The organism is Ureibacillus acetophenoni, from assembly GCF_900220965.1.
In the GTDB taxonomy this organism is placed as follows: domain Bacteria; phylum Bacillota; class Bacilli; order Bacillales_A; family Planococcaceae; genus Ureibacillus; species Ureibacillus acetophenoni.
Map to the genome: position 1 here is coordinate 481,735 of NZ_OBQC01000001.1, position 16,481 is coordinate 498,215.

Sequence of the window (16,481 nt, forward strand, 5' to 3'; positions counted from 1 at the left end):
CCTTGAGTAGTTTGTTATTAGATCCTGTCAGTACATTAAAAGGTGTTGGAAAAGAAACTGCAAATGTACTAGCTGAAATGGGGATCTATACTATTAATGATTTACTATGGACTTTTCCTTATCGACATGAGGATTTTCGACTTAAGGACTTAACAGAAACACCACATAACGAAAAAGTTACAGTAGAAGGACGAATAGAAAGTGAACCAATTGTTCAATTTCTTGGTAGAAACAAATCTAGAATAACAGTGAAGTGTATTGTAGGAAGACACCTTATTAAACTAGTATTTTTTAATCAAAATTATTTACGAGGAAAATTAACTCCGGAAACAATTGTTACAGTTTCTGGTAAGTGGGATCGTGGTCGCCAAGTAATTAATGTTTCAACGATTAAATTTGGTCCAAAAGTGGAAAATGCGGATTTTGAACCGGTTTATAGTTTAAAAGGTAATATGCATCAAACGAAATTTAGAAAATTAATGAGGCAAGCGTTAGATGTGTGTGGAGGGGAAGTTGAAGAAACAATCCCCTCACACCTTCTTACGAAATATAAATTAATACCTATAATAGAGGCGCTAGAAGGAGTGCATTTCCCTGTTGATGCAAATCACTCTAAACAGGCCCGAAGACGTTTTGTCTATGAAGAATTGTTGCAATTCCAGTTACGAATTCAAGCGTTAAGAAAAGTACATAAAGAAAACGAACATGGAATAGCAATTCAATATGATCTACAAAGGTTAAAAGAATTTATTTCTACCATTCCATTTGATCTAACAAACGCTCAAAAACGGGTGGTAAATGAAATTTGTAAAGATTTAAAAGAATCAACACGAATGAATCGTTTGTTACAAGGGGATGTAGGATCAGGGAAAACCGTTGTTGCAGCAATCGGTTTATTTGCAGCTGTAACTGCTGGATTCCAAGGTGCATTAATGGCCCCGACTGAAATATTAGCTGAACAGCATGCCACATCATTAAGTCAACTGTTAGAACCAATGGGGGTACGTCTTGCACTACTTTCTGGTTCTACTAAAACAAAGGCAAGAAAAATGATATTAGAAAACTTGCAAAATGGCGAAATTGATATTTTAATTGGTACTCATGCATTAATACAGCCAGATGTCATGTTCAAAAATTTAGGATTTGTAATAACGGATGAGCAACATCGATTTGGAGTAGAACAGCGAAGAATTCTTAGGGATAAAGGTACTAACCCAGATGTACTGTTTATGACAGCTACACCTATACCAAGAACGTTAGCTATAACGGCTTTTGGTGAAATGGACGTATCCATCATTGATGAGTTACCAGCAGGTAGAAAGCAAATTGAAACTCATTGGTTAAAGAAAGAACAATTACATTCTGTTATTTCTAAAATGGAATTAGAATTACGACAAGGAAGACAAGCTTATGTTATTTGTCCACTTATCGAAGAGTCGGAAAAAATAGATGCAGATAATGCTCAGGAAGTATTTGAACAACTTTCTACTGTTTTTAGAGGGAAGTATAAAGTAGATTTAATGCATGGTCGCCTTCATTCTGAAGAAAAAGATCGTGTGATGAGAGAGTTTACTGAAGGGCATATTGATGTTTTAGTATCAACGACTGTTGTTGAAGTCGGAGTTAATGTACCGAATGCTTCATTCATGGTGATCTATGATGCGGATCGATTTGGTTTAGCGCAGCTTCACCAACTACGAGGTCGTGTAGGCCGTGGACAATTCCAATCCTATTGTGTTTTACTAGCAGATCCTAAAACAGAAGAAGGAACAGAACGGATGATGTCTATGACTGAAATTAACGACGGATTCCAGTTGGCTGAAAAGGATTTAGAATTACGTGGCCCGGGTGATTTCTTTGGTAAGAAACAAAGTGGTCTTCCTGATTTTAAAATGGCGGATTTAGTCCATGATTATAGAACGTTAGAAGTAGCTAGACAAGATGCAGCAACGCTTATATATAATGACGCTTTTTGGATAGATACTGAGTATAAACACCTACGTGAAATGCTTGAAGAATCTGGAGTATTAAACGGAGAAAGAATTGATTAATACTTCCGAACTTTCTAATAATAAATACAATTAATCTAGAACGCAACAATATTAGAATTATTGTTGCGTTCTTATTTTTGGAAATGTATACTGGTGTTAGTACCAAGTGCTAATACATATAATAAGGTGATGGCGAAAATTGAAACGTCGAACAAAAAAAGAACGTCAGCAACTCTTATTACAAACAATCGAAGAAAATCCATTTGTCACGGATGAACAACTTGCAGTGCAATTTAATGTGAGTGTCCAAACAATCCGTTTAGATCGAATGGAGTTATCCATACCTGAATTAAGAGAGCGCATTAAAGATGTAGCAGAAAAAAATTTAGAAAATGAAGTTAAGTCTTTGCCTTTAGATGAAGTAATAGGGGAAATTATTGATATTGAGCTCGATGCTAGAGCTATTTCTATTTTTGATGTAAAAGAAGAACATGTTTTTCAACGGAATGGGATTGCTCGAGGGCATCATTTATTTGCGCAGGCCAATTCATTAGCAGTGGCTGTCATTAATGACGAATTAGCGTTAACGGTAAGGGCAAATGTATTATTCTCTAAGCCAGTAAAAGCTGGGGATAGAGTAATAACAAAAGCTACCGTGCGCGGACAAAATACAGAAAAAAACCGGACGTACATCGATTTAATTTCTACAGTAAATAATAGTGTTGTATTTAAAGGTGAATTTGAGATGTATCGAACGAAAGGTAAAGGTGAAAACGATGAAACTAGCTATTGATGGAATGGGTGGCGATCATGCGCCCCGTTCGGTAGTTGAAGGCGTTTTACTAGCATTAGAGGAATTCCCAAATTTAGAAGTAAAACTTTATGGTCATAAAGATAAAATAGCTCAAGAATTAAAATCTCAAAATAATCGTATTGAAATTATTCATTGTGAAGAAGTTATTGAAGGTGAAGATGATCCGGCACGAAGCATTCGCCGAAAAAAGGATTCATCTATGACTAGAATGCTAGAAGCGGTATCTGAAGGGACTGCAGATGCGTGTTTATCCGCAGGTAACACAGGAGCATTAATGGCCGGAGGACTTTTAAAAGTAGGACGTATTGAAGGTGTAGCTAGACCAGCCCTTGCAACTACATTACCTACTATCGATGGACAAGGCTTTTTAATGTTGGATTTAGGTGCCAATGCGGATGCAAAACCTGAGCATTTGCTGCAATATGCAATTATGGGGAATATTTATGCCAAAAAAGTACGTGGTATTGAAAATCCTCGAATTGGTTTATTGAATATTGGTACTGAAGAAAAAAAAGGAAATGAACTAACAAAAGGCGTATATAGTTTACTACAAGATTCTAATCTCAACTTTGTTGGAAATGTTGAAGCCCGTGATTTACTAGATAATGTTGCGGACGTTGTAGTAACTGACGGATTTACAGGAAATATGGTTCTTAAATCTATTGAAGGTACTGCCGGTGCAATGATGTCTATGCTGAAAGAAGCATTTATGGCTTCAGGAAAGACAAAAATCGGTGCTTTATTAATGAAAACTGAACTGAAAAAATTAAAAGGTAAATTAGATTATTCAGAACATGGTGGGGCAGCGTTATTTGGATTACAATCTCCAGTCATTAAGGCGCATGGTTCTTCAAATGCAAGAGCGATTTACAGTGCAATTCGTCAAGCAACAATTATGGCTGAACATAGCGTTACATCCATCATTAAAACAACAATAGCAGAAAGTAATGCCGAGCAAGGGGAAAAGAAAGAGGAGAATGAATAATGTCAAAAATTGCATTTATCTTTCCAGGTCAAGGTTCTCAAAAAGTTGGAATGGGACAAGAATTAGTAGAAACTTATCCAGAAAGTAAAAAATTCTATGAAAAAGCAGATCAGGCTTTAGACTTCGAACTTTCAAAATTAATGTTAGAAGGTCCTCAGGAAGAATTAACATTAACATATAATGCACAACCTGCATTACTTACTACTGGTGTTATGGTTGCATCAAAATTAATAGAATCTGGTATAAAACCTGATTATACAGCCGGTCATTCATTAGGTGAATACAGTGCATTTGTAACATCTGGAGCTATTAGCTTTGAAGAAGCAGTTCAAATCGTTCATAAACGTGGATTATTTATGAATGATGCTGTTCCTGCTGGCGAAGGAGCTATGGCGGCTATTCTAGGTTTAGACGCTCAAACCTTAAAAGAAGTTTGCGATAAAATTTCTGCTGAAGGCGATGTTGTACAATTAGCTAACTTAAATTGTCCAGGTCAAATTGTTATTTCGGGTACAAAAGATGGTGTGGAGAAAGCATCGGTTGCTGCGAAAGAAGCTGGCGCAAAACGAGCAATTCCTCTAGTTGTTAGTGGACCATTCCATTCAGAACTAATGCGTGAAGCTGCGGTTAAGCTTGAAAATGAAATCGAAAAAATTTCAATTAACGAACCACAAATTCCTATCATTAGTAACGTAGGCGCTGAAATTTTACAAAGCGTCTCTGAAATTAAACAAGAAATGATCGAACAAGTTTACAGCCCTGTTTTATGGGAGCAAGATGTTCGTAAAATGTTAGAGTTAGGTGTTACAACTTTCATAGAATGTGGACCTGGAAAAGTACTTTCAGGATTAGTGAAAAAAGTAGATCGCTCTGTTAACACATACTGTGTATATGACGAAGCTACATTAAATGAAGTAATTGAAGCTTTAAGGGGTGAATAAAATGGGAAAATTAGATGGTAAAGTTGCCGTTGTAACTGGAGCATCTCGCGGTATTGGGCGTTCCATTGCGCTATATCTTGCAAAAGAAGGTGCTAAAGTTGTTGTTAACTATAGTGGTAGTGAGCAAAAAGCATTACAAGTAGTTGACGAAATTAATAGTATGGGTACAAATGCTATTGCAGTCCAAGCAAATGTTGCTGATGTTGATTCAGTTACTCAGTTAATGGATACAGCAATTAAAGAGTTTGGGTCAATTGATATTCTAGTGAACAATGCTGGAATTACAAGAGATAATCTTCTCATGCGTATGAAAGAAGACGAATGGGATGATGTCATTAATACAAACTTGAAAGGTGTCTTCCTATGTACTAAAGCAGTTACTCGCCAAATGATGAAACAACGTTCAGGACGTATCATTAACATTTCATCGATCGTTGGTGTAATGGGTAATGCTGGACAAGCTAACTATGTGGCGGCAAAAGCAGGTGTTATTGGTTTAACAAAAACAACAGCCCGCGAACTTGCTTCACGTAATATTTTAGTAAATGCGATTGCACCTGGTTTTATTACGACAGAAATGACAGGTGCATTATCCGAAGATATGAAAAACGCAATGCTATCTCAAATTCCATTAGCAAAACTTGGTCAACCTGAAGATATTGCTAAAGCGGTAGTTTTCTTAGCTTCTGATGATTCTAGTTATATGACTGGACAAACATTACATATCGATGGTGGTATGTACATGTAATTATCATGTATTGCAAAATTGTTATTTAATTGTTAAATTTGAGAATTTTTATAGAAATTTCATAAATTTCTATTGATTGAAGTTTAACATAATGTATACTATTTGAGGGGAGGTGACTGACTTGACTACAGTATTAGAACGTGTAACAAAAGTAGTCGTTGACCGTTTAGGTGTTGACGAGAGTGAAGTGAAAGTAGAAGCTTCTTTCCGTGAAGATTTAGGTGCTGATTCACTTGATGTTGTTGAATTAGTAATGGAACTTGAAGATGAATTTGATATGGAAATTTCAGACGAAGATGCTGAAAAAATCGCAACTGTTGGCGATGCTATCAAATATATTGAAGGTAAACTAAATTAACAGCTTGAGGCACGATTCACTCTAGTGATATTCGTGCCTCTTTTCAATCTTTACCTTTATTGACGGATAGGAAAGTATAGATTTTTTTGGTAATCCGTATAAGAAAAGACATCTTTTCGACCTATTTTGGGTCGAAATGTGTTTTTCTATTTGAATTAGTTAATATTTACTTAAAAAGTAGTTGTGATATAAAAATATCACAACTACTTTAGCCATTGATAGGGTACAATGTATATAATAATGCAAATTAAAAATTAGATAGAAATTATTAGGAAGGCAGAAGAGCTCATGACAATAAGAAAAAAAGGACAACAACAAAGATTCGGGGTTTTGCCAGAAAAAGTACAAGCCCAATTTGAAATATTAGAGCATGAACTTAATATTTCTTTCAAAAACAAAAGCTTACTTTACCAAGCATTTACCCATTCATCTTATGTGAATGAGCATCGACGAAAATTATACACAGATAATGAACGATTAGAATTTTTAGGTGATGCTGTACTTGAATTATCAGTGTCAAAGTATTTATTTGAACGTTATCCACATATGAGTGAAGGCGAACTAACTAAACTTCGTGCTTCAATCGTTTGTGAGCCTTCACTTGTCATCTTTGCTAACGAATTAAACTTCGGGAAATTTGTATTACTTGGAAAAGGTGAAGAATTAACGGGTGGTAGAGAACGTCCAGCATTACTTGCTGACTGTTTTGAATCGTTTATTGGTGCTATGTATTTAGATCAAGGTTTAGATGCTGTTGTAGAATTTCTACAACGCGTAGTCTATCCAAAAGTGGAAGTCGGTGCTTTTTCTCATGTGATGGATTTCAAGAGTCAATTACAAGAATTAGTTCAACAAAATAATAACGGCATATTACATTACGAAATTATCGATGAAAAAGGTCCAGCGCATAACCGTGTATTCGTTTCTAGAGTACTTCTAAACGATAAGGAACTAGGTATTGGTCGTGGTAAATCGAAGAAAGAGGCTGAACAACAAGCTGCACAAAATGCGATGGTAGCGTTAAATCAGTCATTGCATAAGGAGGATTAGGATGTACCTTAAACGACTTGAAGTGGTTGGCTTTAAATCGTTTGCAGATCGTATAGGGATTGATTTTGTTCCTGGTGTTACAGCAGTTGTTGGGCCAAACGGTAGTGGAAAAAGTAACGTAACTGATGCAATTCGATGGGTTCTAGGTGAACAATCCGCCAAATCATTACGTGGAGCAAAAATGGAAGATGTCATTTTTGCAGGGAGTGCTTCAAGAAAAGCATTAAATTTCGCTGAAGTTACGTTAATTCTTAACAATGAAGACGAACAAGTAGCAAGTGACTATACAGAAATAAGTGTGACGAGACGTGTGTATCGTTCTGGTGATAGTGAATATTTATTAAACAATCAGTCATGTCGCCTGAAGGATATTACTGACTTATTTATGGACTCTGGATTAGGAAAAGAAGCGTTTTCTATCATTTCACAAGGTCGTGTTGATGAGATTTTAAATTCCAAACCAGATGATCGAAGAACGATTTTTGAAGAAGCAGCTGGTGTATTAAAATACAAACTTCGTAAGAAAAAAGCGGAGCATAAGCTTGAAGAAACCGATGAAAATTTAAATCGTGTATTAGATATTTTACATGAATTAGATAGCCGACTTGAACCATTGCAAATGCAAGCATCGGCAGCAAAAGACTATGTTCAAATGACAGAGGAACTTAAAGAATTTGACATTTCTTTAATGGTGCATGATTTAACGAATTTCCTTGATGATTTAACGAAAATAATAGGTGACTATGAAAAGTTAGAAATTGAGGAGCAAAAGTACTCATATAAAATTGCAGATGTAGAATCTAAAGCAAATGACGTACGAGAGAAGTTAAGAAAGATCGATCATACTTTAGATATTTCTCAGGAACAGTTAGTTGAAGCAAGTACAGAAGTTGAACGTTGGGAAGGGCGTAAAGCATTGATGCAAGAAAAACGCATGAATGCCCAAAAGCAACTCGAGCAATTACAACAATCGTTAAATCAACTAATTGAAGAAGAAGAGGAACTAGCTCATAGTGAATCAGAGAAAAAATTGCAATTTGAGCAAAAGCAAAAGGAAGTACAACAGTTAAAATCTGAAATTAAGCAGATTGACCAATCGTTAAATAGCTCTGTCGTTGAAATTGAAGAGCAAATTGAACAGTCAAAAAACAAATATATTGACTTGTTGAACGAAGAAGCAACGGTTAAAAATGAACTGAAACATATTGAACAACAATTAACTCAACATGAAGCAACGGCAGAACGCATGTCAGACCGCTCTGTTGAAATGGTGAAAAGACTAGAATCGATTAGACAACAAAAGCAAGAACTATTACAAAAACATCAGTCGGTCGAACAACAATTATTAAAAACTACTCAAGAAATTGAAATGTTACAAATTCAATTAAATAAAACTTCTTCTTCCTTTGAAGAAAAGCAGAAAATGCTATACCAAGCATACCAACATCAACAACAGTTAAAGGCTCGAAAAGAAACATTAGCAGAATTAGAGTCCGATTTCTCTGGATTTTTCCAAGGTGTTAAAGACGTGTTATTAGCACGTGACCGTGGTGAATTATCAGGAATTGAAGGTGCTGTTGCTGAGCTCGTTAAAGTAGACAGTAAATATTCTAAAGCAATCGAAACTGCTTTAGGTGGAGCATCCCAACATATTGTTACAACAACTGAGCAAGATGCTCAAAAAGCTATCGGTTGGTTAAAGGTGAAAAGAGCTGGTAGAGCAACATTTTTACCTAAAACAGTAATAAGATCTCGCCGTCTTTCACCTGATCAGATTTCATCGGCAATTAATCACCCTGCGTTTATTAACTTAGCTTATAATATTGTAAACTTTGACGAATCTAATCGTACAATTGTTGAAAATCTACTAGGGAATGTACTAGTTGCAACAACACTTGAAGGCGCAAGTCAAATAGCTAGATTATGTGGCTTTAGATACCGTGTTGTTACACTTGATGGTGATATCGTAAATGCTGGTGGTTCGTTAACTGGTGGTGTCTCGAAGCAACAATCTTCATTGTTTACTAGAAAAGCAGAACTAGATACTTTAACGAATCAATTAGCGCAAATGGATGCGTCAATTTTAAATGCTGAAAAAGCCGTTTCACATGAAAAAGAAACGGTTAGTAGTTTGCGTGAAAAAATTGAAGTGTCGAAGCTCCAAGGTGAAGAAATTCGTAAAAGAGATATTGAACTTAGAGCGAAACTTCATGAAATAGAAATAGAGGAGAAAAGTTTAAATGCTACTGTTTCCGTAGCAACATCAGAGCAATCCTCAGTAACAACAATTAAGCAATCGTTAACAAAGCAACGAGAAGAAGCGAATCGACGTTTAGAAGAATTAAAAATCGAACTTGAGAATATAAACAACACAGTTGAACAGTTAACTGAAATGAAGCTACTCGGAGAAAATAAAAGAGATGAGTTAAGAGAACAATCAGCCGAAAAACGGTCTCTTTTAGCGGTAGCTGGTGAGCAATTAACTCAAGTTCAAGTTGCTACAGCAGATATTGCATTAAAACGATCTAAGACGAAGCAACAAATTGAATCAGTTACACAAGAAATTAACTGGATTCAAAATGGAGAATCTGATGGACCAACTGTCGAAGAAATTGATGAAAAAGTTAAAAATTGGTCTTTACAAAGAGATCAATTAACCGAAACAATTCAACAAAATCGTCAGCAACGTTCTGAGTACCAGTCCAATTTATCTGACCTCGAGGAACAATTAAAAGAGCTCGGACGGATTCATAAAGGTTACATGGAATCTCTACGAACAATGGACCTGAAAAAAAGTAAGGTAGAATTTGAAATTAATCGTATTCATTCTCAACTTGACGAACAATATGAATTAGACTACGAATTTGCTAAAGAAACAGCAAATGCAATAGAAGATGTTGAAGGTGTTCGACGTAAAGTAAAATTGTTAAAACAATCGATTGAAGAGCTTGGGCCGGTTAATTTAACAGCAATCGAAGAATATGATCGTGTTTTAGAGCGACATACATTTTTAACTGAACAACGTAACGATTTAATTGAAGCTCAAGATACTTTACATGAGGCAATTAAAGAAATGGATGAGGAAATGTCAACACGTTTCAGTGAGTCTTTTTCAATGATTCGTAGTCAATTCCAACTCGTATTCAGAGAATTGTTTGGTGGCGGTCAAGCGGATTTAGTTTTATTAGAACCAGACAATTTACTAGAAACAGGTATCGAAATTGTGGCACAGCCTCCAGGGAAAAAATTACAAAGTTTAAGTTTGTTATCTGGTGGAGAAAGGGCATTGACTGCAATTGCACTGTTGTTTGCAATTCTTAATACCCGTCCAGTTCCATTTGTTATTTTAGACGAAGTTGAAGCAGCACTAGACGAAGCGAATGTTGATCGCTATAGTGCTTATTTAAAGAAATTAAGCAGCGAAACGCAGTTTATCGTCATAACACATCGTAAAGGTACTATGGAAGGTGCTGACGTCTTATATGGTATTACGATGCAAGAATCAGGAGTATCGAAACTTGTATCTGTAAAACTTGAAAAAGAGGCCGTACTCGTGGGGCAAAGGAGCGAATAAAAATGAGTTTTTTTAAACGTTTGAAAGAGAAATTGTTAGGTAGTGAAGAGGTTCAAAAAGAACAACAAGAGGAATTAAACGAAAGTCCACTGGTTGAAGAAGAAACAACTGATCAAACTACAGAAGAGCAGGTTTCCGAAGAACAAGTTGAAACGACAGAAGTTGTAGTTGAACAGCAAAATGAAACAGTGGAAACAGAACCTGTTGTTGAAAATGAAATCGTTGAAGTTCAAGAAGAGGTTAAACAAGAAAAGAAACCTTCTGCTTGGTCTATTACACAAAAGTTTAAAGCGGGCTTAGCAAAAACACGTGATACATTTACTTCTAAAGTAAATGACCTTGTTGCGCGATATCGTAAAGTCGATGAAGATTTCTTCGAAGAATTAGAAGAGCTTTTACTTCAAGCGGACGTAGGCTTTGAAACAGTAATGGAATTAATGGACAAGCTTCGTTTTGAAGTTCAACGTAAAAATATTAAAGATACAGAAGGTATTCAAGCAATCATTTCTGAAAAATTAGTTGAAATTTACGAAGCTGGCGAGGAGAATATTACTACGTTAAACATGCAGCCAAAAGGTGAGCTAACGGTTATTTTATTCGTCGGCGTAAACGGAGTAGGGAAAACAACAACAATTGGAAAACTTGCTCATCGTTTAAAATCACAAGGGAAATCTGTTGTATTAGCCGCTGGAGATACATTCCGTGCGGGTGCTATTGATCAGTTACAAGTTTGGGGAGATCGCGTTGGTTGTGAAGTAGTAAAACAATCAGAAGGTTCAGACCCAGCAGCAGTTATTTATGATGCAATTGGCGCAGCGAAAAAACGTGGTGCAGATGTGTTAATTTGTGACACGGCAGGTCGTCTTCAAAACAAAGTAAACTTAATGAAAGAGCTTGAAAAAGTTCATCGTGTAATTTCTCGTGAGATCCCAAATGCACCTCATGAAGTATTACTTGCTTTAGATGCAACAACTGGACAAAATGCTCTTATTCAAGCACAGACGTTTAAAGAAGCAACAAATGTAACAGGTATTGTTTTAACAAAGTTAGATGGAACTGCCAAAGGTGGTATTGTATTAGCTATTCGCAATAAACTACATATCCCTGTGAAGTTTGTTGGTTTAGGTGAGAAAATGGATGACTTACAACCATTTGATGCAGAACGCTATGTGTATGGTTTATTTGCTGAAGGCTTAGAAAAAGAATTAGAGAAGATAGAAGATTAATGAATGAAGGTGCTCATAGTCATAGGCTATGAGCGCTTTTTTAAGTGATGGGGTAGAGATGGGTAAACTCCCTAGGGAATTTCGCAAATAACCCTGGTGAAATCGCAAATAAGTTTGATGAAATCGCAAATAAATCAGCTAAATTCGCAAGTAAACCGGGAATCGCAAATAGCACACGTAATATCGCAAGTAACTCCGTGAAACTCGCAAATAAGTTTGATGAATTCGCAAATAAATCAGCTAAATTCGCAAGTAAACCCAGAATCGCAAATAACATACGTAATATCGCAAGTAACTCCGTGAAACTCGCAAATAAGTTTGATGAATTCGCAAATAAATCAGCTAAATTCGCAAGTAAACCCAGAATCGCAAATGGCACACGTAATATCGCAAGTAACTCCGCGAAACTCGCAAATAAGTTTGATGAATTCGCAAATAAATCAGCTAAATTCGCAAGTAAACCCAGAATCGCAAATAACATACGTAATATCGCAAGTAACACCGCGAAACTCGCAAATAAGTTTGATGAATTCGCAAATAAATCGGCTAAATTCGCAAGTAAACCGGGAATCGCAAATGGCACACGTAATATCGCAAGTAACTCCGCGAAACTCGCAAATAAGTTTGATGAATTCGCAAATAAATCACCTAAATTCGCAAGTAAATCGGGAATCGCAAATGGCACACGTAATATCGCAAGTAACTCCGCGAAACTCGCAAATAAGTTTGATGAATTCGCAAAAAAATCAGCTAAATTCGCAAGTAAACCGGGAATCGCAATTAACATGCGTAATATCGCAAGTAACTCCGCGAAAACCGCAAATAAGTTTGAGAAATTCCAAATAACCCATCAAAACTCACATGCCCAATAACACCATTCCAAACAAACCTCAATATCATGTTATTCAAGGAAATTACCTTGACAGCCATCAACATAAAAAGTTATGATACAATTGACAAACTATGATTGGAGAGATATTGAATGCTACTTGAAAAAACGACACGCATGAACTTTCTCTTCGACTTTTATCAGGCACTTCTGACTGATAAGCAACGAAGTTATATGGAACTTTATTACCTTGATGATCATTCTCTTGGGGAGATTGCAGAGAGCTATAAAGTTTCAAGACAAGCTGTTTATGATAATATTCGCAGAACAGAAGCAATGCTTGAAGAATATGAAGATAAATTAAATCTTTTTGAAAAGTTTGGTAAGCGACAACAAATTATTGAAAAGCTTACAAAAGCAATAAAAGACGAAAATACAACAATTGAAGAAAGACTTTCTTTAATTAATGAATTGAAAGAAACGGATTAGGAGGAGAGCTTATGGCATTTGAAGGATTAGCGGAACGACTCCAAGGGACAATCCAAAAGCTTAAAGGAAAAGGGAAAGTATCTGAACAAGACGTTAAAGAAATGATGCGTGAAGTTCGCTTTGCTCTGATCGAAGCTGACGTTAACTTAAAAGTTGTAAAAGAATTTGTTAAAAACGTTAGTGAACGTGCGGTTGGTTCTGAGGTAATGAAAAGCTTAACACCAGGCCAACAAGTCATTAAAATCGTTCAAGATGAGTTAACTACTTTAATGGGTGGAGAACAAAGCCCTATCAAATTCAGTACAAAGTCACCAACTGTCATTATGATGGTCGGTTTACAAGGTGCCGGTAAAACAACTACAACTGGTAAATTAGCGAATGTTTTAAGAAAAAAATATAACCGCAAACCTTTACTAGTTGCAGCAGATATTTATCGTCCTGCTGCGGTACAACAATTACAAACATTAGGTAAACAGTTATCACTACCTGTATTTTCATTAGGTACAGATGTTTCACCGGTTGAAATTGCACGTCAAGCAATTGAACATGCAAAAGAAGAGCATCTAGATGTTGTTATCATCGATACAGCCGGTCGTCTACATATTGACGAAGAACTAATGCAGGAATTAAAAGATATTCGTTCATTAAAAGAACCGGACGAAGTCTTCTTAGTTGTTGATGCGATGACTGGTCAAGATGCTGTAAACGTTGCCCAAAGCTTTAACGAAACAGTTGGAATTACTGGGGTCGTTTTAACGAAATTAGACGGCGATACGCGCGGTGGTGCTGCGTTATCAATCCGCTCTGTTACTCAAAAACCAATTAAATTTGTTGGTATGGGTGAAAAAATGGATGCCCTAGAACCGTTCCACCCAGAACGTATGGCTCAGCGTATTTTAGGTATGGGTGATGTATTATCACTTATTGAAAAAGCGCAAGCAAATGTTGATATGGAAAAAGCAAAAGAGCTTGAGCAAAAATTTATGACTCAAAGCTTTACTTTTGATGATTTCGTAGAACAATTACAAGCGTTGAAAAAAATGGGCCCACTTGAAGACATCTTAAAAATGATCCCTGGTGCCAACAAAATGAAAGGCCTAGACAATGTCAAAGTTGATGAAAAACAAATGGGCCGTTTAGAAGCCATCATTTACTCAATGACGCCAGCGGAAAAAACGAATCCTGAAATTATCAATGCCAATCGTAAGAAACGTATTGCAAAAGGATCAGGTACATCCATTCAAGATGTAAACAGATTGCTAAAGCAATTTGAAGAAATGAAAAAAATGATGAAACAAATGACAGGTATGGCTCAAGGTAAAGGTAAAAAGAAAATGAAACTACCTGGATTCAACTCTTTATTCAAATAAAATACGGTTTTTGAATAAAAAAAGTACTGTTAAGAAAAAATACTTTACAAATAACAAAAACATTGATAATATACTATCTTGTGTGAAACTTATTCGGAGGTGCAATAAAAATGGCAGTTAAAATTCGTTTAAAACGTATGGGAGCTAACAAATCTCCTTTCTATCGTATCGTAGTTGCTGACGCTCGTTCACCACGTGACGGCCGTCAAATTGAAACAGTAGGTACTTACAACCCACTTACTGTACCAGCTACTGTAAACATTGATGAAGAGAAAGCTCTTAAATGGTTATCAAATGGTGCAAAACCATCTGATACAGTACGTAACTTGTTCTCAGAACAAGGAATCATGGAAAAATTCCATAACTTAAAATTCAGTAAATAATCGGAGGTGGCATTGTGCAGCAACTGATTGAAACAATCGTAAAACCATTAGTCGATTTTCCAGATGAAGTCCGAGTTGATAAGGACGAGAATTCAAGTCGAATTGTTTATAAGCTTTTTGTTCATCCTGATGACAGAGGAAAAGTCATAGGCAAACAAGGTCGTGTCGCAAAGGCGATTCGTACAATTGTTTACTCAGTAGCTAGCGGCCACCAAAAGAAAAAGACGTACGTCGATATATTGGATTAAAAAATAAGCTGGGCCGTTTGTTCAGCTATCAAGTAATACAACACATGAAAGAAGGGAGCCGTTTCTTGGTTTCCCTTCTTTTTACTATATTCAGATTAGTAATTTAAGAACAAACTAAAAAGAGGTGATATGTTTGGAATGGTTTAATGTTGGAAGAATCGTTAATACACACGGAATTAAAGGCGAGGTAAGAGTTATTTCTACAACTGATTTTGAAGATATACGATTTGCTCCAGGGAACCGTCTAGCGGTCTTTAAAAAAGGCGATAAAAAGCCTACATGGGTAACTATTGAAAGTGCACGTCGTCATAAAAACTTTATACTACTTACATTTGAAGGACTTCATAATATAAATCTAGTAGAACCGTTTAAAGAAGGCCTACTAAAAGTAACGAAAGATCAACTTGAAGAAGACGAACTTGCAGAAAATGAATACTATTACTTTGAAATCATTGGTTGTGAAGTGTTCTCTGAAGAAGGCGAAAAGCTAGGTACCATTACGGATATTTTAGAAACCGGTGCAAACGATGTATGGGAGTTAAAAGATCCGAATGGAAAAAAACATTACATTCCATACATTGAGGATGTAGTGAAAGAAATTGATATCGACGAGAAGAAAATTATAATTCATGTCATGGAAGGACTTTTATAAATGAATATTCATGTACTTAGTTTATTCCCAGACATGTTTACAGGAGTATTCGGTTCATCGATTTTAAAAAAGGCACAAGAAAAAGGCGCTGTCTCTTTAGCTGTATCGGACATTCGTGAATACAGTAACAACAAACATAGACAAGTGGATGATTATCCATACGGTGGTGGTGCGGGAATGGTTTTAAAACCGGAACCAATGTTCCAAGCTGTTGAAACTCTAACAGAAGGAAGTACTAAAAAGCCACGTATAATACTTATGTGCCCCCAAGGTGAACGCTTTACTCAAAAAAAGGCTGAGGAATTGGCAAAAGAAGAAGAACTTATTTTTCTCTGTGGTCATTACGAAGGATATGATGAGCGGATCCGAGAACATCTTGTAACAGATGAAATCTCAATCGGTGATTTTGTATTAACTGGTGGCGAATTACCAGCCATGACTGTAATTGATGCTGTAGTTCGTCTTTTACCAGGTGTGTTAGGACAAGAAGATTCACATATCCACGATTCATTTTCCACTGGATTACTAGAACACCCTCACTATACCCGTCCAGCTGATTTTAGAGGGATGAAGGTGCCGGATGTATTAGTATCAGGTAACCACGGAAAAATTGAACAATGGCGCGAAGAAGAGTCGATTAGACGTACTTTTGAAAGACGACCAGATTTATTTGAACATATCGAATTATCAGCGTCACAAAAGGCGTTTCTTGAGAAGTTGAAAAAAGAAAAAGTAGAAGAATAATTGTTGCAGAAGCAACTTACTTTGTGGTATGATACATTCTGTGCTTCTATTAGAAGCGCTTAATTACGGTGTTCCGCTG

At 36.2% G+C, this 16,481-nt stretch carries 16 protein-coding genes; 15 read left to right on the top strand and 1 reads right to left on the bottom strand.

Translation table 11 applies throughout. The features are described from left to right. Window positions 1-11 precede the first annotated feature (11 nt). From recG to ftsY, 9 genes are all read left to right on the top strand, one after another. Window positions 12-2,051: an ATP-dependent DNA helicase RecG gene (gene recG, locus CRO45_RS02155; protein WP_097148099.1), complete on the top strand. Its 2,040-nt coding sequence runs from the start codon at window positions 12-14 to the stop codon at window positions 2,049-2,051. A gap of 139 nt (window positions 2,052-2,190) precedes the next feature. Then, window positions 2,191-2,784 carry a transcription factor FapR gene (gene fapR, locus CRO45_RS02160; RefSeq protein ID WP_097147972.1) on the top strand — a complete coding sequence of 198 codons (594 nt, stop codon included), beginning with the start codon at window positions 2,191-2,193 and terminating at the stop codon, window positions 2,782-2,784. Continuing rightward, on the top strand, window positions 2,768-3,790 hold the full coding sequence (gene plsX / locus CRO45_RS02165) for a phosphate acyltransferase PlsX (RefSeq protein WP_097147973.1): 1,023 nt from the start codon (window positions 2,768-2,770) through the stop codon (window positions 3,788-3,790). The genes fapR and plsX overlap by 17 nt, the downstream gene beginning before the upstream one ends. Beyond that, window positions 3,790-4,731, top strand: a complete 942-nt coding sequence (gene fabD / locus CRO45_RS02170) for an ACP S-malonyltransferase (protein ID WP_097147974.1) — start codon at window positions 3,790-3,792, stop codon at window positions 4,729-4,731. The genes plsX and fabD overlap by 1 nt, the downstream gene beginning before the upstream one ends. Window position 4,732: 1 nt before the next feature. Next, window positions 4,733-5,479, top strand: a complete 747-nt coding sequence (gene fabG, locus CRO45_RS02175; protein WP_097147975.1) for a 3-oxoacyl-[acyl-carrier-protein] reductase — start codon at window positions 4,733-4,735, stop codon at window positions 5,477-5,479. Window positions 5,480-5,600: 121 nt separating this feature from the next. Further along, window positions 5,601-5,837: an acyl carrier protein gene (gene acpP, locus CRO45_RS02180; RefSeq protein ID WP_097147976.1), complete on the top strand. Its 237-nt coding sequence runs from the start codon at window positions 5,601-5,603 to the stop codon at window positions 5,835-5,837. A gap of 288 nt (window positions 5,838-6,125) precedes the next feature. Then, entirely contained in the window at window positions 6,126-6,887 is a 762-nt protein-coding gene (gene rnc, locus CRO45_RS02185) for a ribonuclease III (RefSeq protein WP_097147977.1), read from the top strand. 1 nt (window position 6,888) lies between these two features. Beyond that, window positions 6,889-10,461, top strand: coding sequence for a chromosome segregation protein SMC (gene smc, locus CRO45_RS02190; RefSeq protein ID WP_097147978.1), 3,573 nt, complete (start codon window positions 6,889-6,891; stop codon window positions 10,459-10,461). A 2-nt stretch (window positions 10,462-10,463) separates the two neighbouring features. Beyond that, a complete protein-coding gene (ftsY, locus tag CRO45_RS02195) occupies window positions 10,464-11,687 on the top strand; it encodes a signal recognition particle-docking protein FtsY (RefSeq protein WP_097147979.1) in 1,224 nt (407 codons plus the stop codon). Window positions 11,688-11,727: 40 nt separating this feature from the next. On the opposite strand, the gene CRO45_RS02200 is transcribed toward ftsY, so the two are convergent. Continuing rightward, window positions 11,728-12,474 (bottom strand): hypothetical protein, encoded by a 747-nt coding sequence (locus tag CRO45_RS02200; RefSeq protein WP_097147980.1) that lies wholly within the window; start codon window positions 12,472-12,474, stop codon window positions 11,728-11,730. Between the two features lie 195 nt (window positions 12,475-12,669). On the opposite strand from CRO45_RS02200, the gene CRO45_RS02205 reads away from it, so the two are divergent. The 6 genes from CRO45_RS02205 (at window position 12,670) to trmD (ending at window position 16,402) form a co-directional block, all read left to right on the top strand. Continuing rightward, window positions 12,670-13,005 carry a putative DNA-binding protein gene (locus tag CRO45_RS02205; protein WP_097147981.1) on the top strand — a complete coding sequence of 112 codons (336 nt, stop codon included), beginning with the start codon at window positions 12,670-12,672 and terminating at the stop codon, window positions 13,003-13,005. An 11-nt stretch (window positions 13,006-13,016) separates the two neighbouring features. Then, the gene (gene ffh, locus CRO45_RS02210; RefSeq protein ID WP_097147982.1) at window positions 13,017-14,375 is read left to right on the top strand and encodes a signal recognition particle protein; all 1,359 of its coding nucleotides are present in this window, start codon (window positions 13,017-13,019) and stop codon (window positions 14,373-14,375) included. Between the two features lie 110 nt (window positions 14,376-14,485). Then, complete coding sequence (rpsP, locus tag CRO45_RS02215; RefSeq protein WP_097147983.1) at window positions 14,486-14,758, top strand: 30S ribosomal protein S16; 273 nt, start codon at window positions 14,486-14,488, stop codon at window positions 14,756-14,758. 14 nt (window positions 14,759-14,772) lie between these two features. Further along, window positions 14,773-15,006, top strand: a complete 234-nt coding sequence (locus CRO45_RS02220) for a KH domain-containing protein (protein ID WP_097147984.1) — start codon at window positions 14,773-14,775, stop codon at window positions 15,004-15,006. Window positions 15,007-15,139: 133 nt separating this feature from the next. Next, entirely contained in the window at window positions 15,140-15,658 is a 519-nt protein-coding gene (gene rimM, locus CRO45_RS02225) for a ribosome maturation factor RimM (protein ID WP_097147985.1), read from the top strand. Continuing rightward, window positions 15,659-16,402: a tRNA (guanosine(37)-N1)-methyltransferase TrmD gene (gene trmD, locus CRO45_RS02230; RefSeq protein WP_097147986.1), complete on the top strand. Its 744-nt coding sequence runs from the start codon at window positions 15,659-15,661 to the stop codon at window positions 16,400-16,402. Window positions 16,403-16,481 lie beyond the last annotated feature (79 nt).